General features: G+C 54.5%; 22 protein-coding genes. 10 read left to right on the top strand and 12 right to left on the bottom strand.

Annotated features, from left to right (window positions below; all coding sequences use genetic code 11):
- Nucleotides 1-306 precede the first annotated feature (306 nt).
- The gene (gene dcp / locus ACZ6J2_RS01560; RefSeq protein WP_471724586.1) at nucleotides 307-2,340 is read right to left on the bottom strand and encodes a peptidyl-dipeptidase Dcp; all 2,034 of its coding nucleotides are present in this window, start codon (nucleotides 2,338-2,340) and stop codon (nucleotides 307-309) included.
- A gap of 142 nt (nucleotides 2,341-2,482) precedes the next feature.
- On the opposite strand from dcp, the gene ydfG reads away from it, so the two are divergent.
- Together ydfG and ACZ6J2_RS01550 are read left to right on the top strand one after the other, a co-directional pair.
- The gene (gene ydfG, locus ACZ6J2_RS01555) at nucleotides 2,483-3,229 is read left to right on the top strand and encodes a bifunctional NADP-dependent 3-hydroxy acid dehydrogenase/3-hydroxypropionate dehydrogenase YdfG (RefSeq protein ID WP_023311558.1); all 747 of its coding nucleotides are present in this window, start codon (nucleotides 2,483-2,485) and stop codon (nucleotides 3,227-3,229) included.
- A 91-nt stretch (nucleotides 3,230-3,320) separates the two neighbouring features.
- The gene (locus ACZ6J2_RS01550; protein WP_023311557.1) at nucleotides 3,321-4,007 is read left to right on the top strand and encodes a GntR family transcriptional regulator; all 687 of its coding nucleotides are present in this window, start codon (nucleotides 3,321-3,323) and stop codon (nucleotides 4,005-4,007) included.
- A gap of 33 nt (nucleotides 4,008-4,040) precedes the next feature.
- Here ACZ6J2_RS01550 and ACZ6J2_RS01545 read toward each other — a convergent pair whose 3' ends face one another.
- Nucleotides 4,041-4,472: a universal stress protein gene (locus ACZ6J2_RS01545; protein WP_029739402.1), complete on the bottom strand. Its 432-nt coding sequence runs from the start codon at nucleotides 4,470-4,472 to the stop codon at nucleotides 4,041-4,043.
- Between the two features lie 287 nt (nucleotides 4,473-4,759).
- Here ACZ6J2_RS01545 and ydfZ point away from each other — a divergent pair, with 287 nt between their 5' ends.
- Entirely contained in the window at nucleotides 4,760-4,963 is a 204-nt protein-coding gene (ydfZ, locus tag ACZ6J2_RS01540) for a putative selenium delivery protein YdfZ (RefSeq protein WP_014883679.1), read from the top strand.
- Nucleotides 4,964-5,006: 43 nt separating this feature from the next.
- Here the strand turns inward: ydfZ and ACZ6J2_RS01535 are convergent, their stop codons facing one another.
- The 5 genes from ACZ6J2_RS01535 to ACZ6J2_RS01515 all read right to left on the bottom strand — a co-directional run bounded on the left by ACZ6J2_RS01535 (nucleotide 5,007) and on the right by ACZ6J2_RS01515 (nucleotide 10,815).
- Nucleotides 5,007-6,470, bottom strand: a complete 1,464-nt coding sequence (locus ACZ6J2_RS01535; protein WP_471724585.1) for a mannitol dehydrogenase family protein — start codon at nucleotides 6,468-6,470, stop codon at nucleotides 5,007-5,009.
- A 219-nt stretch (nucleotides 6,471-6,689) separates the two neighbouring features.
- Nucleotides 6,690-8,057 (bottom strand): MFS transporter, encoded by a 1,368-nt coding sequence (locus ACZ6J2_RS01530; RefSeq protein WP_471724584.1) that lies wholly within the window; start codon nucleotides 8,055-8,057, stop codon nucleotides 6,690-6,692.
- A 73-nt stretch (nucleotides 8,058-8,130) separates the two neighbouring features.
- On the bottom strand, nucleotides 8,131-9,150 hold the full coding sequence (locus ACZ6J2_RS01525) for a Zn-dependent oxidoreductase (RefSeq protein ID WP_471724583.1): 1,020 nt from the start codon (nucleotides 9,148-9,150) through the stop codon (nucleotides 8,131-8,133).
- A gap of 14 nt (nucleotides 9,151-9,164) precedes the next feature.
- The gene (manD, locus tag ACZ6J2_RS01520; protein WP_032657497.1) at nucleotides 9,165-10,379 is read right to left on the bottom strand and encodes a D-mannonate dehydratase ManD; all 1,215 of its coding nucleotides are present in this window, start codon (nucleotides 10,377-10,379) and stop codon (nucleotides 9,165-9,167) included.
- Nucleotides 10,380-10,488: 109 nt separating this feature from the next.
- The gene (locus ACZ6J2_RS01515) at nucleotides 10,489-10,815 is read right to left on the bottom strand and encodes a YnfA family protein (RefSeq protein ID WP_111966763.1); all 327 of its coding nucleotides are present in this window, start codon (nucleotides 10,813-10,815) and stop codon (nucleotides 10,489-10,491) included.
- 152 nt (nucleotides 10,816-10,967) lie between these two features.
- Here ACZ6J2_RS01515 and ACZ6J2_RS01510 point away from each other — a divergent pair, with 152 nt between their 5' ends.
- Both ACZ6J2_RS01510 and speG read left to right on the top strand, forming a co-directional pair.
- Nucleotides 10,968-11,306 (top strand): DUF1283 family protein, encoded by a 339-nt coding sequence (locus tag ACZ6J2_RS01510; protein ID WP_023335541.1) that lies wholly within the window; start codon nucleotides 10,968-10,970, stop codon nucleotides 11,304-11,306.
- Nucleotides 11,306-11,866 carry a spermidine N1-acetyltransferase gene (gene speG / locus ACZ6J2_RS01505; RefSeq protein ID WP_023311549.1) on the top strand — a complete coding sequence of 187 codons (561 nt, stop codon included), beginning with the start codon at nucleotides 11,306-11,308 and terminating at the stop codon, nucleotides 11,864-11,866. The genes ACZ6J2_RS01510 and speG overlap by 1 nt, the downstream gene beginning before the upstream one ends.
- 17 nt (nucleotides 11,867-11,883) lie before the next feature.
- Here speG and ACZ6J2_RS01500 read toward each other — a convergent pair whose 3' ends face one another.
- Nucleotides 11,884-12,594 (bottom strand): YnfC family lipoprotein, encoded by a 711-nt coding sequence (locus tag ACZ6J2_RS01500; protein WP_033145401.1) that lies wholly within the window; start codon nucleotides 12,592-12,594, stop codon nucleotides 11,884-11,886.
- 104 nt (nucleotides 12,595-12,698) lie between these two features.
- Here ACZ6J2_RS01500 and ACZ6J2_RS01495 point away from each other — a divergent pair, with 104 nt between their 5' ends.
- The 3 genes from ACZ6J2_RS01495 to dmsD all read left to right on the top strand — a co-directional run bounded on the left by ACZ6J2_RS01495 (nucleotide 12,699) and on the right by dmsD (nucleotide 16,243).
- Complete coding sequence (locus ACZ6J2_RS01495; protein WP_029739394.1) at nucleotides 12,699-12,965, top strand: DUF1161 domain-containing protein; 267 nt, start codon at nucleotides 12,699-12,701, stop codon at nucleotides 12,963-12,965.
- 131 nt (nucleotides 12,966-13,096) lie between these two features.
- Entirely contained in the window at nucleotides 13,097-15,535 is a 2,439-nt protein-coding gene (gene ynfE / locus ACZ6J2_RS01490) for a selenate/tellurate reductase subunit YnfE (RefSeq protein ID WP_471724582.1), read from the top strand.
- Nucleotides 15,536-15,628: 93 nt separating this feature from the next.
- Nucleotides 15,629-16,243 carry a Tat proofreading chaperone DmsD gene (dmsD, locus tag ACZ6J2_RS01485; protein WP_471724581.1) on the top strand — a complete coding sequence of 205 codons (615 nt, stop codon included), beginning with the start codon at nucleotides 15,629-15,631 and terminating at the stop codon, nucleotides 16,241-16,243.
- 35 nt (nucleotides 16,244-16,278) lie between these two features.
- On the opposite strand, the gene ACZ6J2_RS01480 is transcribed toward dmsD, so the two are convergent.
- From ACZ6J2_RS01480 to ACZ6J2_RS01465, 4 genes are all read right to left on the bottom strand, one after another.
- Nucleotides 16,279-18,000, bottom strand: a complete 1,722-nt coding sequence (locus ACZ6J2_RS01480) for a SulP family inorganic anion transporter (protein ID WP_471724580.1) — start codon at nucleotides 17,998-18,000, stop codon at nucleotides 16,279-16,281.
- A gap of 463 nt (nucleotides 18,001-18,463) precedes the next feature.
- Nucleotides 18,464-19,228, bottom strand: coding sequence for a hypothetical protein (locus ACZ6J2_RS01475; protein ID WP_471724579.1), 765 nt, complete (start codon nucleotides 19,226-19,228; stop codon nucleotides 18,464-18,466).
- A 618-nt stretch (nucleotides 19,229-19,846) separates the two neighbouring features.
- The gene (locus ACZ6J2_RS01470; RefSeq protein ID WP_471725048.1) at nucleotides 19,847-20,401 is read right to left on the bottom strand and encodes a nucleotidyltransferase family protein; all 555 of its coding nucleotides are present in this window, start codon (nucleotides 20,399-20,401) and stop codon (nucleotides 19,847-19,849) included.
- A 103-nt stretch (nucleotides 20,402-20,504) separates the two neighbouring features.
- On the bottom strand, nucleotides 20,505-21,341 hold the full coding sequence (locus ACZ6J2_RS01465) for a MipA/OmpV family protein (RefSeq protein ID WP_471724578.1): 837 nt from the start codon (nucleotides 21,339-21,341) through the stop codon (nucleotides 20,505-20,507).
- 203 nt (nucleotides 21,342-21,544) lie between these two features.
- Between ACZ6J2_RS01465 and ACZ6J2_RS01460 the strand changes: the two genes are divergently transcribed.
- On the top strand, nucleotides 21,545-22,222 hold the full coding sequence (locus tag ACZ6J2_RS01460; RefSeq protein WP_471724577.1) for a response regulator: 678 nt from the start codon (nucleotides 21,545-21,547) through the stop codon (nucleotides 22,220-22,222).
- Nucleotides 22,222-23,610, top strand: coding sequence for a sensor histidine kinase (locus tag ACZ6J2_RS01455; RefSeq protein ID WP_471724576.1), 1,389 nt, complete (start codon nucleotides 22,222-22,224; stop codon nucleotides 23,608-23,610). Before ACZ6J2_RS01460 ends, ACZ6J2_RS01455 begins: the two co-directional genes overlap by 1 nt.
- Nucleotides 23,611-23,644: the final 34 nt, after the last annotated feature.

Raw genomic sequence — 23,644 nt, 5'->3', positions numbered from 1 at the left:
AACTGCTACTACGTCGATTTTTATGCCACTTTCATTTATCGGCACAAAATAACAAAAATTTATAGCTAAAATCCGAAGCTAAAGGCTTTTTATTTTTACAATCCAGAACAAACTATTAATCATTAATTCATTTAAAGCCTAACCCCGGTTAATTAAATATACTGTTCGAAGTAAGTTTTAATCACACCTGTTTTATTTATAAATAACGCGTATTAAAACTTTTTTTGCAGAAGACGTTACAAACACGTTGGAGCCTATAAAAAAACCGGGCGTAAAGCCCGGTTCTTTTTTCTGACGAGACTGACTCTATTCGCTCAACCCGCGATTTTCCAGCATCGGTTCAATTTTCGGATCGTGCCCACGCCAGTTGCGATACAGTTCAGCCAGATCCGTGCTGTTACCACGGGACAAAATCGCCTCGCGGAATTTTTGCCCGTTTTCACGAGTCAGACCGCCCTGTTCGACAAACCACTGATAGCCATCGTCCGCCAGCATTTGCGTCCACAGGTAGGCGTAATATCCCGCCGCGTAGCCGCCGCCGAAAATATGGGCAAAATAGCTGCTGCGATAGCGCGGCGGTACGGCGGGCAGATCCAGCCCCTCTTTTTTCAGTGCAGCCGCTTCAAACGCGTCTACGCCCGAAACGGCTTCGCTGATCCCGTGCCAGTTCATGTCCAGCAGCGCGGCAGCCAGCAGCTCCGTCATGTCATAACCCTTGTTGAAATGGGTCGCGTTGAGCATGCTTTCCCGCAGCGCGTCCGGCATCGGTTCACCGGTTTCGTAATGGCGGGCGTAGTGGGTAAACACCTGCGGATGGCTGGCCCAGTGTTCGTTGATCTGCGACGGGAATTCAACGAAATCGCGCGGCGTATTGGTCCCGGAGAGCGTGGCGAAACGCTGGCTGGCAAACAGACCGTGCAGCGTATGGCCAAACTCGTGGAACAGGGTGATCACGTCATCCCAGGAGAGAAGCGCGACGCCGCCGTTAGCCGGTTTTTGGTAGTTACAGACGTTGTAAATCACCGGACGGGCAGCAAGCTCGAAGGATTGCTCGACGAAATTCCCCATCCAGGCCCCGCCCTGCTTGGAATCGCGGGCAAAGAAGTCGCCGTAAAACAGCGCCATGCCCTCACCGGTGTGGTCGAAAATTTCCCAGACGCGGACGTCAGGGTGATACACCGGGATATCGAAGCGCTCCACAAAGCGGATGCCAAACAGCTGGCTTGCGGCCCAGAATACGCCGTCGTGCAAAACGGTATTGAGCGCAAAATAGGGTTTGATTTGCGATTCATCGAGGGCATATTTTGCCTGACGCACGCGCTCGGCATAAAAAGCCCAGTCCCAGGCCTGCACGGTGAAACCACCCTGCTCGTCGTCGATGACTTTCTGAATATCAGCCTGCTCGCGCTCAGCACGGGCACGGGCGGCGGGCACAATGCCGCGCATAAATTCCAGAGCGGCGTCCGGGGTTTTCGCCATCTGGTCGGCGATACTCCAGCTGGCGTAATCGTCAAAGCCCAGCAGGCGGGCCTGCCGGGCGCGCAGCGCCGTAAGGCGGAGGATCAGCTCGCGAGTGTCGTTTTCATCCCCTTTCTGGGTGCGCGTCCAGCCTGAGTTGAACAGGTTTTCACGGGTCTGACGATTGCGCAGCGCGGAAAGCGCGGGCTGCTGAGTCGTGTTCAGAAGCGGGATCAGCCAGCGATCGTTTAACCCTCGCTCCGCGGCAGCCTGCGCCGCGACGGCGATCTCGCTGGCGCTGAGCCCGTCAAGCTGGTGCGCGTAATCCACCACCAGCCCGCCCGTCTTATCGGCAGCCAGCAGTCGCTGATTAAACTGGCTGGTCAGGGTCGCCGCCTCGGTATTCAGCGCCTTCAGCTCGGCTTTTTCCGTTTCATTGAGACGCGCACCGGCCAGAATAAACCGTTGATACGTCTCCTCGACCAGCCGACGGGATTCGGCGTCCAGCGCGGCACGATCCTGCCAGACGCTCTCCACGCGGGCGAAAAGGGTGTCATTCAGCCAGATGTCGTTTGCCAGCGCGGCAAGCTCGGTGGAGAACTGCTCCTCAAGCTCCTGCAGATACGCATTGGTGTGTGCGGAGGTCATAGCGAAGAACACGCTGCTGACGCGCGAGAGCAAAGCGCCGCTTTTCTCCAGCGCCAGCACGGTGTTGGTGAAGTCCGGCGCAGCGGTTTGGGACACAATGGCGTCTACGTCCGCCCGCTTCTGGCGAAGCGCTTCATCGAAGGCCGGGCGATAGTGGCTATCGTTGATTTCATCAAAATGGGGGGCCTGGTAAGGCAGCAGGCTGATGTCAAAAAAGGGATTCGTGGCCGTCATCTTTCGCTCCTGAGTACGGGTATCCTCCCAGAGTAGGCCAGGCCGCCATCCCCTGCAACGCCGTCATACAAATGTTGCCTTAACGCACCCTCTGCGGCCGTGCTATGTTAGTACAACACAAAAAGCGTTGAGGAACAGTGAGATGATTATTTTAGTTACCGGGGCAACGGCAGGTTTTGGTGAAAGCATCACGCGTCGCTTCGTCGCCAACGGGCACAAGGTTATTGCCACGGGCCGTCGTCAGGAGCGCCTGCAGGAGCTGAAGGACGAATTAGGCGACAGCATCCTGACCGCGCAGCTGGACGTGCGTAACCGCGCGGCCATTGAAGAGATGATTGCCAACCTGCCCGCCGAGTGGCGCGCCATCGACGTGCTGGTCAACAATGCCGGTCTGGCGCTGGGCATGGAGCCCGCCCACAAAGCCAGCGTTGAAGACTGGGAAAACATGATCGACACCAACAACAAAGGGCTGGTCTATATGACCCGCGCGGTGCTGCCGGGCATGGTCGAGCGCAACCGCGGCCACATTATCAACATCGGCTCCACCGCCGGGAGCTGGCCTTACGCGGGCGGCAACGTCTATGGCGCGACGAAAGCGTTTGTGCGCCAGTTCAGCCTCAACCTGCGTACCGATCTGCACGGCACCGCCATTCGCGTCACCGATATCGAGCCGGGTCTGGTGGGCGGTACCGAGTTTTCCAACGTGCGTTTCAAAGGCGATGACGCGAAAGCGGGTAAAACCTACGAAAATGCTAACGCGCTGACGCCGGAAGATGTGACCGAAACGGTCTGGTGGGTGGCGACGCTGCCAAAACACGTCAACATCAATACCGTGGAAATGATGCCCGTCAGCCAGAGTTTTGCCGGACTTAGCGTCCATCGTGGCTGAATCTGCCCTTCCCGGCCTGCGGGCCGGGTCTGTTTCGGGTTATAAAAGAATGGTAGTATGTTCAGGCTAACTCTCTGAGAAATGACAACTCATGGCCGCTGAATCGCAACTCAATCCCACCCAGCCCGTTAACCAGCAAATCTATCGCATTTTGCGACGTGATATTGTCCATTGCCTGATCCCACCGGGAACGCCGCTTTCTGAAAAAGAGGTGTCCGTGCGTTTTGACGTTTCCCGTCAGCCGGTACGTGAAGCGTTTATTAAGCTTGCTGAAAACGGACTGATTCAGATCCGCCCGCAGCGCGGCAGCTACGTGAACAAAATTTCACTCTCTCAGGTACGCAACGGCTGTTTCGTTCGCCAGGCCATTGAATGCGCGGTGGCACGCCGCGCCGCAACGCTTATCAACGACAACCAGTGTTACCAGCTGGAGCAGAACCTGCACCAGCAGCGTATTGCGATTGACCGTAAGCAGCTCAATGATTTCTTCCAGCTTGATGATGAATTCCACCAGAAGCTGGCGCAGATCGCGGATTGTCAGCTGGCCTGGGACACCATCGAGAACATCAAGGCCACCATTGACCGCGTGCGCTATATGAGCCTCGATCACGTCTCCCCGCCGGAAATGCTGCTCCGACAGCATCATGATATTTTCAGCGCGCTGGAAAAACGCGACCCGGACGGTGTGGAAAAAGCGATGACGCTGCATCTGCAGGAAATTAGCGAATCCGTGCAGCTGATTCGTCAGGAAAATAGCGAGTGGTTTAGCGAAGAGTAATATGCGCCGCCCCTTTCGGGAACGGCGGCGTGATTAGCGAACGACTAACACCGGGATCGTGGCGTAGCGCAGAATAGATTCCGCATTTGAACCCAGCAGATGAGTGGTGATGCTCGGGTTTTTCGACCCGATGACAATCGCATCATATTCCCCCTCCTTGCTCAGCTTGATAATTTCATCCCGGACGTTGCCAAAACGCACCATGCTGTGAATATTCTCTGGGGCGATATCGAACAGTCTTTTTAACTCGTTCATTTTCTTACCGGATTCTGCGGTCATATACTCTTCAAACTTTTTTATATCGGCGTTGAACCCGCGCAGCAGAGACCGGCTGCTGGCTGGCAGAATATTGACCAGGGTAATCGACGCGCCCTCAGCCTTTGCAAGGTTTGCCGCGTGGCGAACCGCTTTGTCGCTCAAATCCATTTCAAACACGTCTACAGGCATCAAAATGCTCTTATACATAAGCCTGACTCCTTATTCCGATGAAGGGTTATTTCCTGCACACAGGATGACATCGGGAATATAAACCAACCCTCAACGCTTCCCTCTCGAAACTATCAATTAATGAAAATAATGGTCCACTTTGTAAATTACCGTCCTGAACCGTCAGCGCCCGACGAAATAAAGAAAAAAGTGTGAGTTTGATCAAAAACAAAAACATGAAGCGCGGACAGGCGTATTTATAGGCCCCGTGAACGGCAAAACCCGAAATAGCGCCGTAACGAACAGGTTAGAGAGGAGAAAATACCATGATGACATACGACCGTAACCGCAATGCAATCACCACCGGCAGCCGCGTCATGATTAGCGGCACGGGCAAAACCGGCGTGATTAAAGCGATCCACAGCGACGGGCTGGATGCCGCGCAGGTGCGCCGCAGCAAAACGGTAGAAGTGGAAGGATGCGAAGGTAAATTCGAACCGATTGAGCTGATTCGCCTGGGAATGCACTAAGCTGTGCGCAGACATGCCGCCGCTCACGGCGGCATGTGCTGAATTACCGTTGAGACACGTACTGCGCCACGGTCGCTTTCGCACCTTTTTGCAGCAGCGCCCGGTACGCGGCCATCACCGCAGCAACGAAGCGCGGCTCCTGCGGTAACTCTTTACCAAAGATGGCCTCAATGCCGAGCAGCGCGTTAACCCGACTTTCCCCTTCCGCACTTCCCTTCACCGCCGCCCGAATCACCGCCTGCTGCGGATCGCTCACGTCGATGGCGTTACCCTGCTCGTCCACGCCGCCAACATAACGCATCCACCCTGCCACGCCCAGCGCCAGCAGTGGGAAAGGCTTCTGATGCACCAGGTGCCAGCGCACGGAGTCCAGCATACGCTGCGGGAGCTTCTGGCTGCCGTCCATCGCGATTTGCCATGTCCGATGGCGCAGGGCCGGGTTGCTGTAGCGGGCAATCAGGAGATCGGCATAGCGGCCTAAATCAACGCCCTTCACTTTCAGCGTGGGCGCCTGCTCGTTAAGCATCAGCGCGTGCGCGGCGAAGCGGTAGTTCTCATCTTCCATACAGTCGTTGATATGCTGGTAGCCAGCCAGATAGCCCAGGTACGCCAGGAAGGAGTGGCTGCCGTTGAGCATGCGCAGCTTCATCTCTTCAAACGGGATCACGTCTGACACCAGCTCGGCACCGGCTTTTTCCCACTTGGGACGTCCTGCCACAAAGTTATCTTCGATCACCCACTGGCGGAACGGTTCACATGCGACCGCCGCCGGGTCACGCACGCCGGTCAGCTGCTCAATTTTATCCAGCGTATCGGGCGTAACCGCCGGCACGATGCGATCCACCATGGTTGACGGGAAGGTGACGTTAGCCTCGATCCAGTCCGCCAGCTCGCCGTCTACCGCCCGGGCGTACGCGCAGGTCACATTGCGCATCACGTGGCCGTTCTCCGGCATGTTGTCGCAGGACATCACGCTAAAAGCGGGCAGACCCGCCGCTCTGCGACGCGCCAGCGCCTCCACTACCACACCCGGCGCGGATTTCGGCTGGTGCGGGTTTTGCAGGTCGGCGACGATAAACGGGTGATCGAGCATCAGTTGTCCCGTCGCCGGTGAGTGGCAGTACCCTTTCTCGGTGATGGTCAGCGAGACAATCGCCACCTGCGGTTCGCACATCGCCGCCAGCACGCACTCCAGCCCGTCGACCTGTGCATGCAGCGCTTTTTTAACCACGCCAACCACGCGGGATGTCCATGCGTCGGCAGACATCTCCGCCACGGTGTAGAGATTATCCTGCGCCTTCAGATCGGCAATCTGCTGCTCGCCGCCAATCAGGTTAACCTCACAGTAGCCCCAGTCGCTGCCGTGTCCAGCGGCGAGGATGTCGGCGTATACCGCCTGATGCGCCCGGTGAAAGGCGCCAAAACCCAGATGAACAATGCGTGGTTGAAGACTGTCGCGATCGTACTGAGGCAGCGTCGCGTTGGCCTGTAATAAGGTGTTTTCCATGATTAAGACTCGTTAATTAGAAAGCTGTGGATCGCTGCCGCTCCTCTGAAGCGGCAGCGCCTGCTGACTACACCAACTAGAATGGTAGCTGGGGTAAAAAAATAACTGCCATCAACCATACTGATACTGCCGTTTGAAATTTTGATTTATATTAACTTTTGCTCATGTGGTGTGACATAAAGATAAAGTTATGTGACAGGTAACGTAAGTTATAAACCATTAGCGTCGCGAGGAGACCGCGCCGTAACCCACACTCTCCTCTGGCGCGGACTCCGCTGCGTCTTGCGCCGCGCTCAAATCACGGTCGCGCACTTCCGGCATCAGGATCGCCGAGACCAGCCCAATCACGGAATAGGCCACCAGCATGGCGACAATCGGCCACCAGGAGCCGGTCATATTGCAGAAGATCCCCGCCAGTACCGGACCAAAGCCCACCGCCACCAGCCCGCCCGCCTCTTTCGATATAGCCATGCGGGTAAAGCGATTTCGCGAGCCAAACATCTCAGCCATGGTGATATTTTCCAGCGCAAACAGCCCCAGCACGGCGAAGTTATGGATTACGATGATAGAGAGCATAATCGTCCCCGGCGCATAACTCTTATCGACGATGATAGAGAGCATCGGGTACGCGAGAAGAATGGCGGAGATATTGAGGATAATGTACGGCAGACGGCGCCCTACTTTATCGGAAAGCCAGCCCAGCAGCGGAATGGAGATAAACCCAAGAATGGAGCTTATCATCAGCGCATCGGTCGGGATGGCTTTATCAAACAGCAGCGTCTGGACCAGATATCCGGCGAGGAACGTCTGGATCAGACCCGAATTGCCCGCCTGACCGAAACGCAGGCCTGTCGCCAGCCAGAAGGATTTACTTTTCACCATTGAACCCAGCGAGGTGTCCGGCTGCACGGCTTGTGCATCGTTCACTTTCTCAAACACCGGGCTCTCTTTCAGGTTCATACGCAGCCAGATGGCGAAAATCATCACCACGACGCTGGCGAGGAACGGCACGCGCCAGCCCCAGGCAATCAGCTCTTCACGGTCAAGGGCAAAGAACATCACCGCCCAGATCGCCGTTGCGCTCAGCGTCCCGCAGTTAGTGCCCATCGCCACCAGCGAGGAGATAATGCCGCGTTTGCCTTTCGGCGCGTACTCCGCCAGCATGGTCCCGGCCCCGGAGATCTCAGCCCCGGCCCCCAGGCCCTGGATGATACGCAGCGTCACCAGCAGAACGGGAGCAAAAATCCCGATCTGCGCGTAGGTCGGCAGGACGCCAATCAGCGTGGTGCAGATCCCCATCATGGTGATGGTGATAAACAGCACCTTTTTACGACCAATGCTGTCGCCCATTCTGCCAAAGATAAAGGCGCCGACAATGCGTGCGATATAGCCTGCGCCGTAGGTCCCCATCGCGAGGATCAGCGCCATCGCGGCTGACTGTTCCGGGAAGAAGATCTCGTGAAAGACCAGGGCAGCCCCCAGCGAGTAAAGCTGAAAGTCCATAAACTCCAGGGCGGTGCCCAGCCAGCCGGAAACGGCGGCTTTCACCAGATCGGAGGTGGTTCTTTGAGGTTGTGCTTGCGTCATAATGGCTATCTCTGAAGGGTAAGATGCGTACCACATAGAGCCTGTCTGCGCAGGCTCTTAACCGCGTAAAGGATTATTGCCCGAACGTGAGCAAGACTTTGCAGCACTGCCGCTGGTCTTTCTCAAACAGTTCAATGGCGTCTGTTACATGGTGATAGTCAAAGGCATGAGTGATCAGTTTTTCCGGGTCGATCAGCCCTTTTTTCAGCCAGTCGATGACGACCGGGAATTTGTTGGCATTTAGGCGCGAGGAGAAGATCGCCAGCTCTTTGCCGGTGATGCCCTGCTGGACAATCTGGCTCGGCTCGCTGGAGAACCCCATCAGCACGATACGCGCCGCCGGAGAGGCCAGGGTAATCGCTTCCTGCAATATCGCCGGATGACAGGCGGCATCAATGATTAACGTCGGTTTGATGCCCCTTTCGTCCAGCGCGGCCTGCAGCGACTGCTCGCCGTTATTCAACACCCAGTCCGCGCCGCTGCGCTGGGCCATTTTCAGGCGTTCGTCGATGCGGTCAACCACGATAATCTGCTTCACCTTATAGACGCCCTTCAGCGCCTGCACGGTGACCAGCCCCATCGGCCCTGCGCCGTAAATCAGCGCGACGTCCTGCTCGATGGGGCAGGCCTGCCCCGTTACGTTGGCGGCGATGGTGAAAGGTTCCACCATAACGGCGTGTTTATCCGGAATGTCATCCGGGATAGGCCAGGCATTTTTAGCGGGTACCGCCGCGTATTCGCTGAAGCCCCCGTCGCGGTGTACGCCCAGCACCACCAGCGAGGTGCAGACGTTCGGTTTTCCGACGGAACACGGATAGCAGTGTCCGCAGCTGATCACCGGATCGACCGAGACGCGCTGGCCCAGACGGGCACTGTCGACCCCCTCGCCTACGGCGTCAATCACGCCAAAAAACTCGTGGCCGATCGTGCGTGGATATTTCGCAAACGGGTTATGGCCGCGATAGATGTGGCTATCCGAACCGCAGATCCCCGCCAGCGTGATTTTGACGCGAACTTCACCTGCACCTGGCGCCGGGAGTGGCCGCTCTTCAATCACCAGTTCGTTCGGCTGTTGAATCACTACGCTTTTCATCGTTCGCTCCTCGTTTACCAGTTCCACAGCGTGCCGTCCTCAAGACGGGCCACCGGCAGATAGGCTGGATCGTAGGGGTATTTCGCCGCCAGCTTTTCATCAAACTCGATGCCCAGACCCGGCCTGTCGCCCGGATGCATATAGCCGTTATCAAAGCGCCAGCTGTGCGGGAAGACCTCCAGCATCTGTTCGGAATAGCCCATATATTCCTGGACGCCAAAGTTTGGCACCCACAGGTCGAAATGCAGCGCGGCGGCGTGGCACACGGGCGAGAGATCCGACGGACCGTGCGAGCCGGTGCGCACCTGGTAGAGCGAGGCGAAGTCCGCGATGCGACGCATCCCGGTGATCCCGCCCGCGTGGGTAATGGTGGTGCGGATATAGTCGATGAGCTGCTCTTCGATGAGCTGCTTGCAGTCCCAGATGCTGTTAAACACTTCGCCCACGGCAATTGGCGTGACGGTGTGCTGGCGAATGAGGCGGAAGCAGGCCTGGTTTTCCGCAGGCGTTGGGTCTTCCATCCAGAACATGCGGAATTCTTCAATGCTCTTGCCGAAGCGCGCCGCTTCGATTGGCGTCAGGCGGTGGTGCATGTCATGCAGAAGATGTTCATTGAAGCCGAATTTACTGCGCACCGCGTCGAACAGCTTCGGTGTGAAATCGAGGTATTTTTCGGTGGACCAGAGCTGCTCTTCCGGCCAGTCGCCTTTGGTCGCAGGCTCGTAGGCCAGCCCTTTACCTTTGGCCATGCCGTAGGTGGTTTTCATGCCCGGCACGCCGCACTGCACGCGGATCGCCTTAAAGCCCATCTCTTTATGACGGGCGTAATCTTCCAGCACGTCGTCAATAGTGTGACCGGTCGTGTGGCAGTAAACCATCACGCCTTCGCGGGATGCGCCGCCCAACAGCTGGTAGAGCGGCATATTGGCCGCTTTGGCTTTGATGTCCCACAGCGCCATGTCCACGGCGGAGATGGCCGACATGGTGACCGGGCCGCGACGCCAGTAGGCGCCCTTATAGAAGAACTGCCAGATGTCTTCGATGCGGTGCGCATCGCGGCCAATCAGCTGCGGGCAGAGATGGTCTTTCAGGTAGGAAGCCACGGAGAGTTCACGCCCGTTTAGCGTAGCGTCACCGAGGCCGACAATCCCCTCGTCGGTGGTGATTTTAAGGGTGACAAAGTTCCGCCCCGGGCAGGTAACAAACACGTCAGCCGCGACAATCTTCATAATTCCTTTCCTTACATCATTCGTTGTGATGCTGGAAACTTACCCACCACCAGACTACCATACAAGTATAATGATCATAAAATCCGCTAACGATCACAAAACCGGGGGCTCAGGCCCGCCCCCATCCCGCCACAATAATCAGCATGCCGCACAGGGCAATCAGCGCGCCGGCCCAGTCGTACGCGCTGAGCTTGATGCCGTCCACCACGCGTAGCCATAGCAGCGCGGTACAGACATAGACTCCACCGTAAGCGGCGTAGACGCGGCCGCTCGCGGCAGGATGCAGCGTTAACAGCCAGACAAACAGGGCCAGCGCGACGCTTGCCGGGATGAGAAGCAATACGGATCCCCCCTTCTTCAGCCAGAGCCAGGGCAGGAAGCAGCCGATGATTTCGCAAAGCGCGGTGGCAAAAAAAAGCAGCGTCGTTTTGAGCATATTTCACGTCAGGTGAGGATTTATTTAGACATCATACCTGATGATATCTTTTGCTTTTCCATACTTGCACCGCGGGTATGACGTCTTTTCGCTTTGGTGTAGAATCTGTTCGGGGTAACTTGATTATCTGCACCCGTTTAAAAGGAAACGCTATGACCACATTAAGCAAACGCCTTTGTCTGACAGCCCTGCTGGCGCTGTCATCGTTCGCCTTTGCCGCCTCTGCGACAGCGGAAACCAGCAAGCTCATTATTGAGTCTGGTGACAGCGCGCAAAGCCGCCAGAACGCCGCTATGGACAAAGAACAATGGAATGACACCCGTAACCTTCGTCAGAAGGTCAACAAACGTGCTGAGAAAGAGTGGGATAAAGAAGATGTCGCTTTTGACGCGCGCGATAAGTGTCAGCAAAGTGCAAACGTCAACGCCTACTGGGAGCCAAACACCCTGCGCTGCCTGGATCGCCGCACTGGCCGCACGGTAGCCCCGTAATGTCGGCGCCCTGCGACGTTAAGCTTCGTCCGCTGGAGCGTGAAGACCTGCGCTTCGTCCACCAGCTCGACAATAACGCCAGCGTAATGCGCTACTGGTTCGAAGAGCCTTACGAGGCCTTTGTTGAGCTGTCCGATCTCTACGATAAGCACATTCACGATCAGAGTGAACGTCGTTTTGTGGTGGAGTGTGAAGGCGAAAAAGCCGGACTTGTGGAGCTGGTTGAAATCAACCATGTTCACCGTCGGGCGGAGTTTCAGATCATTATTTCCCCCGAGCATCAGGGAAAAGGCCTTGCCTCACGGGCAGCGAAGCTGGCGATGGATTATGGGTTCAACGTTCTGAATCTCTACAAGCTTTACCTGATTGTGGACAAAGAGAACGAGAAAGCGATCCATATCTACCGCAAGCTGGGCTTTATGGTGGAAGGCGAGCTGATTCACGAGTTCTTTATCAACGGTGAATACCGCAATACCATTCGCATGTGCATCTTCCAGCATCAGCACCTGGCCGGGCACAAGCCGTCAGGCGCCAGCCTGCTGAAACCGACCGCGCAGTAACCTGCGCGGTTTTACTCTCAGTAGTATTCAATCGTGTTTTTGATGGTGTATTTGTGCTCAACGGCAGGTTTGACGCTATCGTCCGTGATCGTCAGGTCGCAGCTCACCGGATTATTGTGCCGATCGTAGTCGCAGCTCTGCTTAACGTTGCCCAGCGGCTTGTCATTCAACATGCTCACTGCCGAGTAATCCATTCTTTTGCGAACGTCTTTAGACGGCGTCGACTGGACGGACAGGTGCTGATCCCCGGAGACGGTGGTTTTGCCCAGCGGGTAGCCATCCGCATCGTAACGATACTTCACTTCCATCTCTTTGCCGTGCGCCGCCACCACAAAACCGTTGTCGTCGGTATCCCACGTTATCCCGGCTGACGGCAGTTCGGCCAGCTGGCATTTCCCCTGCAGCTTCACTTTTCGCTGCTGGGTTTCCGCATCAAGATAGTAATTGGCATCCAGCACCAGCGCCACGCCGGTATTGGCCTCAAGGTCGTGCAGTTCCAGGGTATCGAAACACCCTTCCGCCGACACGGTGCCGGTCACCCGTTTGGACACTTCGCCCTTCTCGTTGAGCAGCGTCTGGGTAAAGTCTTTGACCGGGCCGCGCAGCGGGTCAAAATCAAATTCGTTCGAGAAACTCGCCATTTCGGGCGTAAACGACAGCGGCGCGGAGCTGTTGTCGCACCCCACCAGTGTTGCTGCCAGTAGCGTTATCGCTGCGTATTTCTTCACATTTATTACCGTACAGGGAGATTATTCCCAATCATATTAGCAAATACAGTTGTTTACACGAAGCCTGCTAAAATTAATCTCTACACAGAGAAAAGGAGCTACAGATGAAACGGTTACCCTGGATTACCGCCCTGCTGTTAATGAGTGCCTCAACGGCCGCGCTGGCGGCACCGGATTCCTGCGAGCGCGTGAAAAGCGACATTCAGCAGAAAATTATCAACAACGGCGTGCCTGAATCAGGTTTTACGCTGAGCATTGTGCCGAACGATCAGGCTGACCAGGCGGGCACGCAGGTGGTAGGCCACTGCGCCAACGACACCTTTAAAATTTTGTACACCCGTACAGGTAACGGGGCTGCTGAAGCGCAGTAATTTACCCTCAATCCCCTTTGATTTGATAAGGATTAAGATTTAATACCCCCAAATCAGTAACACTCACCCCATCATTAGCCCGGTTATCATTTCGGGAAAAATAATACGTAATTATAATGATGGGGTGAGCCATGTCCGATACTGAACATCACGGCGGGATTAGCCGTCGAACTCTCGTGAAATCTACGGCAATAGGTTCTCTGGCGCTGGCCGCCGGCGGGATCTCGCTTCCTTTCGGCTTAAAAAGCGCAGCCGCGGCGGTGAAGAACGCCGTCCAGCCTGCTGAAGATAAAGTGGTGTGGGGCGCCTGCTCGGTCAACTGCGGCAGCCGCTGCGCGCTGCGTCTGCACGTCCGTGACGACGAAGTGTATTGGGTCGAAACGGATAACACCGGTGAAGATATTTACGGTAACCATCAGGTGCGCGCCTGCCTGCGCGGGCGTTCTATTCGCCGTCGGATCAATCATCCTGACCGTCTCAACTACCCGATGAAACGCGTGGGCAAACGCGGTGAAGGCAAGTTCGAGCGCATCACATGGGATGAAGCGCTGGACGCCATCACCGCCAGCCTGAAAGACGTGGTCGACAAATACGGCAACGAAGCGGTGTACATCAACTACTCTTCCGGCATCGTCGGCGGCAATATCACCCGTTCCTCCCCTTACGCTTCGCTGGTGGCGCGCCTGATGAACTGCTACGGCGGTTTCCTGAGCCACTACGGCACCTACAGCACGGCGCAAATCGCCTGCGCCATGCCTTACACCTACGGCAGCAACGACGGGAACAGCACCTCTGATATAGAAAACACCAGGCTGGTGGTGATGTTCGGCAATAACCCGGCGGAAACCCGCATGAGCGGCGGCGGGATTACCTATTACCTGGAGCAGGCCCGCGAGCGATCCAATGCGCGCATGATCGTTATCGACCCGCGCTATACCGATACGGCAGCCGGACGCGAAGATGAATGGATCCCGATCCGTCCGGGTACCGATGCCGCGCTGGTGGCGGGTATTGCCTGGGTTTTGATCGACGAAAACCTGGTTGACCAGCCGTTTCTGGATAAATACTGCGTGGGCTACGACGAAAAAACGCTGCCGGAAGGCGCGCCCGCTAACGGCCACTACAAAGCGTACATTCTCGGCCAGGGCGATGACAACACGGCGAAAACGCCGGAGTGGGCCTCACGCATCACCGGCATTCCTGCGGATCGCATCATCAAACTTGCTCGTGAAATCGGCTCCGCGAAACCGGCCTATATCTGCCAGGGCTGGGGACCACAGCGCCAGGCGAACGGCGAGCTGACGTCGCGCGCCATCGCCATGCTGCCGATCCTCACCGGAAACGTCGGCATCAACGGCGGTAACAGCGGCGCGCGCGAGTCGACCTACACCATTACCATCGAACGAATGCCCATACCGGATAACCCGGTCAAAACGCAAATCTCCTGCTTCAGCTGGACGGACGCCATCGCCCGCGGACCGGAGATGACCGCCCTGCGCGACGGCGTGCGCGGGAAAGATAAGCTGGACGTGCCGATTAAGTTCATCTGGAACTACGCGGGAAATACCATCATCAACCAGCACTCCGATATCAATAAAACTCACGATATCCTGCAGGATGAAAGCAAGTGCGAAATGATTGTCGTCATCGACAACTTCATGACCTCGTCAGCGAAGTATGCCGATATCGTGCTGCCGGACCTGATGACCGTCGAGCAGGAAGACATTATTCCGAACGATTATGCGGGAAATATGGGCTACCTGATTTTCCTCCAGCCCGTGACCGCGCCGAAGTTCGAGCGTAAGCCGATCTACTGGATCATGAGCGAAGTGGCGAAACGCCTCGGGCCGGATATCCATCAGAAATTCACCGAAGGACGCACGCAGGAACAGTGGTTGCAGTTCCTGTATGCCAAAATGCTCGAGAAAGACCCTAAGCTTCCGTCCTATGACGAGCTGAAAAAAATGGGCATTTATAAGCGTAAAGATCCGAACGGACACTTTGTGGCCTATAAAAAATTCCGCGAGAACCCGGAAGCCAATCCGCTGAAAACGCCCTCGGGCAAGATTGAGATTTACTCCAGCAAGCTGGCGGAGATTGCGGCTACCTGGGAGCTGGCAAAAGATGAGACCATCAGCCCTCTGCCCGTCTACGCGTCGACCTTTGACGGCTGGGATGCGCCCGAGCGCGCACAGTTCCCGCTGCAGCTGTTTGGCTTTCACTTCAAAGCCCGTACCCACTCGAGCTACGGTAACGTCGACTTGCTGAAAGCGGCCTGCCGCCAGGAGGTGTGGCTTAATCCTGTCGATGCCGAAAAACGCGGCATTAAGAACGGCGATACGGTGCGCGTCTTTAATAGCCGCGGCGAGGTGCGAATTGAAGCGAAAGTGACGCCGCGCATTATGCCCGGCGTGAGCGCCATGGGCCAGGGCGCCTGGCACGATGCCAATATGAGTGGCGATCGTATCGACCACGGCTCATGTATCAACACGCTGACGACCCATCGTCCTTCTCCGCTGGCAAAAGGCAACCCGCAGCACACCAATCTGGTGCAGATTGAGAAGGTGTAGAGGGTGAAACACGAGACCCTGGTTTATTCTGTGGTCAGTATTATCGGTTAACACAGTCGCGCGGGCGTCATCCGCGCGAGCAAGGAAGGTTTAATGAAAGACGTCTCACATAGTGAATCGTTCGCGTTCAGCGCCCGGGTGCTGGGCGCGCTGTTTTATTTCGCTCCCGACAGCGAGCAGGCCGCGCCGCTGGTGAAAGCGCTCACCGCTGGCGAATGGGTTCAGGACTGGCCCCTGCCTCCGGAAACGCTGCAGCCCGTTGCCGATACGTTTGCCTCATCTTCCGATGAATCGCTGACGGACGCCTGGCAACGGCTGTTTATAGGTCCGTATGCCCTGCCCGCTCCGCCGTGGGGCTCCGTCTGGCTGGACCGTGAATCCGTATTGTTTGGCGACTCGACCCTCGCGCTGCGCCAGTGGATGCGTGAGAACAATATCGCGTTTGAGATGCAGCAGAATGAGCCGGAAGATCATTTTGGTACCTTGCTGCTGCTGGCAGCGTGGCTGGCCGAGAATGGCCGCGAAGCGGAGTGCGCTCAGCTTCTGGCGTGGCACCTGCTGCCGTGGAGCACCCGCTTCCTGTCGGTGTTTGTCGACAACGCCGGGCATCCGTTTTATACCGCGCTGGGCAGGCTTGCGCAGCTAACGCTCGCGGACTGGCGATCCGGGCTGCTTATTCCGGTTGCGGAAAAAACGCTGTATCGCTAAGGGATGTGGCTTGCTCGCGAGTGGCGGGCAAGCCTTTAGCTCATTACCTCGCCACCTGATTCACTCGCACTCTCTTTGCTTTGAATGAACCGAAGAGCCAGATAGAGGTCTGGCGCCAGAATCATGTCATCATCATTCATTGTTGGCCGGCTATCTTTAAACCAGCGCGTTAATTCCGTTTTTCTGCCCGCAAGGATTAACGTAATCTGTCGACTTTTCAGATCGCGCTTTAACTCATTTATGGTTGCCAGAACGCTGATGTCTGAATAGGTGAAGCAAGCAACGGCGTCAATGACCACCCATTTGGGTTGTAATGCTGCACCATCAACCAGGTTCAATACCCGACGTTTAAAATAAGCCACGTTAAAATAGGTCAACGGTGAGTTAAATCGATACATCAGCACGCCCGGGACCATTTTAATATCGGTCGTATTACCTAATGAGTGAATCATTCCATCGTCGTCAGTACCCAGTAAATGCTCAGAGGGACGAAAAACCGTACGCAGAAACTGTAACAGGCCAAGCAACACCGCAAGGCCGATCCCCTGGATGACGCCGATAATTAACACACAGCCAAACGTGAAGAAGGCCAGGCGAAATGCCTGTTTATTTCTTCGCCTCAGATTCCATAACCCGCGCAGATCAATTAATGACCAGGATGCGTACATCAAAACAATACCTAATGCAGATACCGGAATAAATTGTAATGGCTGAGTGAAAAACACCACTACGATACCGATGAGCAAGGCTGCGACGATGGAAACCAGCTGACTTTTCCCACCCACTGAATCATTAACCGCGGTCCGGGAATCGGCTCCACTGATAGCAAACCCCTGAGATAGCCCGGACATAATGTTCGCAATACCCAGCGCCCGGAACTCAGCATCAGCATTAATTTCATAGCCGTTTTTCGCGGCAAAACTGCGGGCGGTCAGCATCAGGCTTACAAAGCTGACCAGAGCCAGGTTCAGCGCCGGGATCACTAAATCACGCATCGGACCGGGCTGGAACGCGCCCCAGTTAACGACGGGTAAACCGGGCTGGAAGCCTTCCCCTCCAATAGTGGCAATACCATACTGTTGTGCAGATGTCGCCCATACCAGTAACGTTGTCATCACAATGGCAATCAACGGTGCTGGCCAGTGGCTGCGATACGTTTTGATCGCCATTAAAATAATTAACGTTAAAAGCGATATCCCAACGGTTAATAAATGGCTGTCGGAAAGTCGGCCTGGCAAGGCCATTATTTTCTCAATAACCTGCGCTTCATCGAGTTTTATCCCCAGCACCTTGCCTAATTGCCCGACAATAATCGTCACGGCGACGCCATTAAGCAATCCCGTAAGAATGGGATGAGAAAGCAGATCGGCAAGCGCGCCCAGGCGGAATTTACTGGCAAGCAGGCACCACCCGCCCATCATCAACGTCATGATGATGGTCAGCTGCCAGTGCAGTTCGGGATTTCCCGCTGAAAGAGGAAACACGACGGCCGCAATCACCGCGCAGGTCGTGGCATCAGGGCCCACAATAAGCTGACGTGAAGAACCAAACAGTGCATACGCTATCATCGGTAAAACGCAGGAATAGAGCCCTACTATTGCCCCAACACCCGCCAGCTCAGCATAAGCAATAGCCACCGGTAGCGCGACAGCCGCAACGGATAACCCGGCTTTAACATCATGTTTTAGCCAGCTTTTATCGTAGGCTAACAAAGTTTGTAAACCTGGCATGTAGTTTAACAATTGTTTTCCGAACACGTTGTTCTCCGGCTAGGGATATTAGCCACGCCATACTGGCACACTTCTCAGTGAGGTTCTGGCTTTCAAATGCGCTGGACTGAGGCCGCCACTGCTCGGAACCTAATAAAACGTCAACCATTTTATTATTCTGACTGGTGTTAAACATAGTGCAAAAACTACCGCTTCGCCGGAGTCGGCCCTGCCGGATGCTGCAGCGCTGTGCGCTGGGGAGGGATGGAAGGAGCCGACAGTCATAATGCCAAAAGGTCAGGAGGTCAGCTTCTCGCTGATAGTAGACCTTCAGAACCTATAAGTCCGCTTAGTGCCAAGAGCGAACGTCGCTGTTAATAGTTTGGCCCTCAACTATTAAGCAACACAATGACATTCGCTTCAGACTACAACATTATCTGGCCGGGATCTCAAAAAAATAGACAGAACTAAAAAGGATCTATTTATAGCAACGTGAACTGTTTACCATTCATCAATGTAAACACTGTAATATCTTTAATTCGTTTTTGTCGTATGTGTACCAGTATCTCCCCTCAAGAAAACTGTAGGCAGTTAACATTTCTTCTTTATTGAAGTCAGCGAGTATTTTATCCTGATTTGGCCCAAGAAAAATCACACTTACTTCAACATCTTGTAAATTTGAGCACGGATTTCTTTTGTTAAAATCCAATTGATGGGCTAATGAATATACTTTCTTATTAAGTACATCATCATTGAAATTACTATCAACCCACCCCAAAGCAAAGTAACTAAAAATGCATGTAAAGAATATATAAATGAGTGCCCCAAAGGGAAATTCAATATTACTATTACCGTCCCATTTCAACTTAAAGTAAGAAATAATATTTATTATGCAAAAAATACCTACAATAGCCAGTAGATAAACCAGAATAGAAATTTTTTTGAAGAAAAGATAAGCTACTAGAAAACTTCTTGTAAACGGGAAAAATGATGGATCAATATTAAATACATCATTTATTATTGCGGATGCCTCGGCGGTGCAATATACAACCAACCCTGTGAATGACAGGGATAGTATGATTTTTGCTGTTTTGAATCTCCAAAGCTCCTTAAATATCAATGTTCTTTCAATATTAATTCCGATCCATATTGTTGATAACATAATTGATATAATGTATGCAGGTAATTTCAGTGTTTCAATAAATTCGGAATCAGAGCTATTGGATGTAGAAAAGATAAATATTAATATTGCTACAACGGCTAATATGTTAAGCACAACGGAAGAGTTCCATTGTTCATTGTATTTTTTATCTTCACTTTCTCTTTTAATAAAAAAACAGCATCTCGTATATCTTTGATAATCTGCTTGGTAGATTTTTCACTCGAATATCTATAGTTAGCATTATCACTTGAATCAAACTCAGCTACAAGTTTGCTGAGGGATTCCGAATTAATTTTCTCATTAGTCATATTGAAGAACTCTTTTTCTAGTTAAGCGTAGGCTGGCTTTTGGAGAAAACCAAGATCGCTCTTCGTTCATTAACTCTGGGACCAGCATCACACCTCCATTTCATTCAATTTTCCGACTTCTATTTTCAGAGCATTTATAGCGAGACGTGTGCCAAATGATAGTCGTGAAAAAATACGCTCGCTAGTGTTGCTGTAAACAAAAAACATTATTGGGATAGAAACGTCAGGCGGATGTAAAGTCCTTCCAGGTTAATCAGAACATTCTCTCCAAAAATTTTCAATCAGTTTTACGTCCGCTCCTCGCTCATAGCAGACCTATACCACCACGAAGCGCTCCCTTCCTTTCACTTAACCATCTTCCAGCACTACCTCTGGCAAAAAAGGTCATCAGCCCACAGACCTGCATTACAAATATCCATAGCACTCAAATCATTAGCTGCAGCTGAGGATAACGCTCTAACCAACGCTTCTCTTCAACCCGTCGCTTAAAGACGTCATATTTTTCCCGCTCAAATGCGGGCGTCGGTCTTAAACACAGTTCAAACAGGTCATTAAGACCATAGGGTGCAATGACCTCAATAAGGTCGTTAGCGCCCAGCCTGACACCAACAGCCGTCGCCGTTTCGGGCCAGTGCAACAGCGCATTTTCCGTTGAGCAATAGGGATTATCACCATTACGCAGATGCATTCTGGCTTGATTCTTTACAGACCAGTCAAAAGCGGGCATTTGTTGTTTAAGTTTTTCTTCCAGATGACGTTCGTCGTCCGGAGTACAACATTCAGGATCGTACCAGACCACGTCAACATCGCCAGATAAGGAACAATGCCAATCAACATGCAGATGATCCCATACGGCATTCCTGACAAAACCCGCGCCAATCCAGCAATCACGAAGTTGCAAATCGCGGACCGCGTAAAGCACCTGCATTCGTGAAGGATCGACCGACAATATTCTCTGCAATGAATTTAGATAGTCCATCATTATTCCCGTTATCAAACAGCACCGCCCCGCCATCTTAACCGGAGCGGCTTATCTACATCGTTAGTGCACGCTCAAAACCGCAAGCTGCCGCTACCAACAATCAAAAACTGTACGTCACCTTCAAACTCCCCGTGGGTGCCGTTTTGCGTTGCACAATGGGACTATCACCCGCATCCCCCGTCAGCTGCGTCACGCCCGCAGAGGCAAGGACGCTCCAGCGCGAGGTGAGCTTGTGGGTCCAGTCAAGATTCATCGACCAGGCATAAATCCCGGCCCCGGCGTCATGTCGGGCAAATCCCGATGCGCTCGACTGAGCGGCGCTGACGCCGTAGTAGGTCTGCATATACTTGTCGGATCCCCAGCTGCCGGTCAGCGCCAGCGTCATCTCATTTTTGGGTGAGGTATAGAACGGGCTGGAAATGCCGAAATGCACCGCTTCACCGTTGTCTCTTTCTGAAACCGGTACCTCTGCCTGGAGCTGCAGGTGAAGCCAGTCGGTCACCCTGTACTCAAGCCCTGGCACAACGATTGCAGAGCCTTTTATCTCGCCCATCCCCCGCAGCTCGTCGCTTCCGGAGCTGATGGAATCGCTGCTTACGTCTTTATCTTTACGGCCAACTCGATAGCTCAGCGTGGCGCTGTAATCCAGGTTGCCGATGTTGTTGCCGTAACCGATCCCTCGCGTGGTGCCGATAAAAAAGCCGTTTGCCATGGCGTAATCCACCACCTGAGCCGCACTGACGCGGGTTTTATCGGAACCCGAGTAGCGCGGCGCGACGTCCACGCCGCCCCCCAGGGTTAAGACATTACCCTGACTCTGCTCTGCCGCCAGCGCAGGCGTGGCCAGTAACGCCAGAACGACGCCCGGCACGAAGTTTTTCAGGCTGCGGCCCGGAAGTAAATGAGGGAACGTATGACGAAGTTCGATGTTTCTCATTAAAGAAGCCCTTTTGGATTCAAATGACGACGATGCATGCGGTTAACCGCCAGAACGCCCATTTTGAATACCGACCCTAAGGTTCTTATGAGCCGAACATGAAGAAACACTGAAGCGCGAGCAGGCGCTGTAAACCGGGCAGGTTTCCTGATACCGTTTTTTTCTTAAGATGTTCTTCATTCACGGTTGATACAGTTACCAGTGTGAAAATTCTACTAATCGAAGACGACCTGGATCTCGGCAACGGCGTACGTATCGCCCTCTCCGATCAAGGATTTGACGTCATATGGGTACGCCGCAAAGAGGATGCGCTGCATCAGCTGGACGTCTGCGTGCCGGAACTTATTTTGCTCGATCTGGGGCTACCCGACGGCGACGGCATGAGCCTGATGACCCGTTTGCGTCAGCAGCTTAAGGGGATCCCGGTCATCATCCTGACGGCGCGAGGCACGCTGCAGGATCGGCTGTGCGGGCTGGATACCGGTGCGGACGACTATCTCGTCAAGCCTTTTATTCTCGCTGAACTGCTGGCGCGAGTACGAGCTCTGGCGCGGCGCAGCTACGGTTTTGAGAATGAGGCGATAGAAATTCGAGGCCTATCTCTTCATGTCCCGACGCGTCGCGTGACGGTAAGCGCGCGCCACATAGACCTGACGGCGAGTGAATATGCGCTGCTGGAAACGCTGATGCTGCGCGCTGACCGCGTGATTACGCGACGGTTTCTGGAAGAACGGATATTCGGCAACAAAGAGAACCTCAGCAATGCGCTCGACGTGCATATGGGAAATTTGCGGCGAAAAATCGGCGACGGCTATGTGCGAACGGTGCGGGGCGTCGGGTATGTCATTGATACCGTCTCAGTCCAGAAGGTGACCGGTTAATGCGAAACGTCTGGTATCACCTGAGGCGCCCGACGCTGGTACGGCGAATTATTATCGCCCAGATGCTGCTGCTTACCCTGCTGTGGTGTCTATTTTTAACCTTCATTCTGTGGGAGGACCTGCGCAGTCCTCCCATTATTACGGGCAGCAAGACCTACGAAACCCTTTTTACCCTGGTTGAGCGGATGGACGCCCGCCCGCAGGATCGCACCGCAGTGCTGGAAGCCTTCAGCAAGGCGCTGCGTGAGGGCTATGGCGGCGGGGAAGATCCCGTGCTGTCGATTAACCTCATCGTTCGCAAGAATAATGCCGTTATTTTTTCATCAGAGGGTGCCCCCGCAGGGGTAATCAATACCCGGCTGGGGGAAATGGAGCACGTGCAGAGTGAAGGTCGCGTCTGGACCAGCCGCACCCTCAAATCCGCCCACTCCGACGTGGAGGTTACCCTTTTCACCCCTGCCAGCGGCTGGAACTTCTTTATCTACCTGAACTCGCGCGGCTACTACATCCTGCCGCTGCTGGTCTGCTTCCCTTTTCTTCTGTTTCCGGCGTGGCTGTCGATCCGCATTGCGATGCGCCCCTGGAACAAGGTGGTCAATGAAATTACGCTACGCACGCCTGACGATCTCTCTCCCTTAAAAGCCGTTCCCGGACACAGGGAGCTTCGCCAGATGGTGGATGCGATCAATGACTTTCTTGCCAGGGTGCGCGAAAGCGCGGAAAGGGAACGGGTTTTCATTGCTGATGCCGCGCACGAGCTGCGTACGCCACTCGCGGCGATGCGCATCAACGTGGAAGCGCTGCAGTCCTGGGTCATTAGCGAGAGCCAGCAGGAGCTGCTTGCGGGGGTGATTCGCAGCAACAGCCGGGCAGCGCGCCTCGTCAACCAGCTGCTGCTGATGATGCACAGCGAAGCGCGCATTGATACAGAGATGGAGCCCGTGCCGCTGACGACGCTCATTCAGGAGCGAATGGCCGAGCTGGAACCGCTGGCGTCCGCGCGCAGAATTGAGCTGGAATTCTTCGCCGAGGATGACATCTGGATCCCCGGCGTCAGGGAACGCCTGGTGTCGCTTATTGATAACCTCATTGAGAACGCCGTGAAGTACAGTCCCGAGGGCGGGCGGATTCAGGTCGACGTTTGTACGTCAGATGGCTTCGCGCGGCTTCGCGTTTCAGATGCAGGGCCCGGTATTCCGGTTGAACTGCGCGAGCGCGTGTTCGACCGGTTTTTCCGCGACCCTAATCAGGTGCAAAGCGGGAGCGGGCTGGGGCTTGCCATCGTCAAAGCGGTGGCGCAGCAACACAACAGCAGCGTAAACCTGAGCACTTCCGCAGAAGGTGGCCTGATGGTGACGGTTGACTTCCCGAACCGCACGTTTTGCTAAATCAGAACAGGGGGTTCGATCGCAAATGCCGCAG

Source organism: Enterobacter sp. E14S (assembly GCF_055666685.1).
The sequence above is the reverse complement of the archived record's forward strand: the minus strand, read 5'-3'. Positions and strand labels throughout refer to the sequence as shown.

Bases quoted from the DNA above. Each gene is read 5' to 3' on its own strand.
- dcp (WP_471724586.1), bottom strand. From the start codon at position 2,340: ATGACGGCCACGAATCCCTTTTTTGACATCAGCCTGCTGCCTTACCAG.
- ydfG (WP_023311558.1), top strand. From the start codon at position 2,483: ATGATTATTTTAGTTACCGGGGCAACGGCAGGTTTTGGTGAAAGCATC.
- ACZ6J2_RS01550 (WP_023311557.1), top strand. From the start codon at position 3,321: ATGGCCGCTGAATCGCAACTCAATCCCACCCAGCCCGTTAACCAGCAA.
- ACZ6J2_RS01545 (WP_029739402.1), bottom strand. From the start codon at position 4,472: ATGTATAAGAGCATTTTGATGCCTGTAGACGTGTTTGAAATGGATTTG.
- ydfZ (WP_014883679.1), top strand. From the start codon at position 4,760: ATGATGACATACGACCGTAACCGCAATGCAATCACCACCGGCAGCCGC.
- ACZ6J2_RS01535 (WP_471724585.1), bottom strand. From the start codon at position 6,470: ATGGAAAACACCTTATTACAGGCCAACGCGACGCTGCCTCAGTACGAT.
- ACZ6J2_RS01530 (WP_471724584.1), bottom strand. From the start codon at position 8,057: ATGACGCAAGCACAACCTCAAAGAACCACCTCCGATCTGGTGAAAGCC.
- ACZ6J2_RS01525 (WP_471724583.1), bottom strand. From the start codon at position 9,150: ATGAAAAGCGTAGTGATTCAACAGCCGAACGAACTGGTGATTGAAGAG.
- manD (WP_032657497.1), bottom strand. From the start codon at position 10,379: ATGAAGATTGTCGCGGCTGACGTGTTTGTTACCTGCCCGGGGCGGAAC.
- ACZ6J2_RS01515 (WP_111966763.1), bottom strand. From the start codon at position 10,815: ATGCTCAAAACGACGCTGCTTTTTTTTGCCACCGCGCTTTGCGAAATC.
- ACZ6J2_RS01510 (WP_023335541.1), top strand. From the start codon at position 10,968: ATGACCACATTAAGCAAACGCCTTTGTCTGACAGCCCTGCTGGCGCTG.
- speG (WP_023311549.1), top strand. From the start codon at position 11,306: ATGTCGGCGCCCTGCGACGTTAAGCTTCGTCCGCTGGAGCGTGAAGAC.
- ACZ6J2_RS01495 (WP_029739394.1), top strand. From the start codon at position 12,699: ATGAAACGGTTACCCTGGATTACCGCCCTGCTGTTAATGAGTGCCTCA.
- ynfE (WP_471724582.1), top strand. From the start codon at position 13,097: ATGTCCGATACTGAACATCACGGCGGGATTAGCCGTCGAACTCTCGTG.
- dmsD (WP_471724581.1), top strand. From the start codon at position 15,629: ATGAAAGACGTCTCACATAGTGAATCGTTCGCGTTCAGCGCCCGGGTG.
- ACZ6J2_RS01470 (WP_471725048.1), bottom strand. From the start codon at position 20,401: ATGGACTATCTAAATTCATTGCAGAGAATATTGTCGGTCGATCCTTCA.
- ACZ6J2_RS01465 (WP_471724578.1), bottom strand. From the start codon at position 21,341: ATGAGAAACATCGAACTTCGTCATACGTTCCCTCATTTACTTCCGGGC.
- ACZ6J2_RS01455 (WP_471724576.1), top strand. From the start codon at position 22,222: ATGCGAAACGTCTGGTATCACCTGAGGCGCCCGACGCTGGTACGGCGA.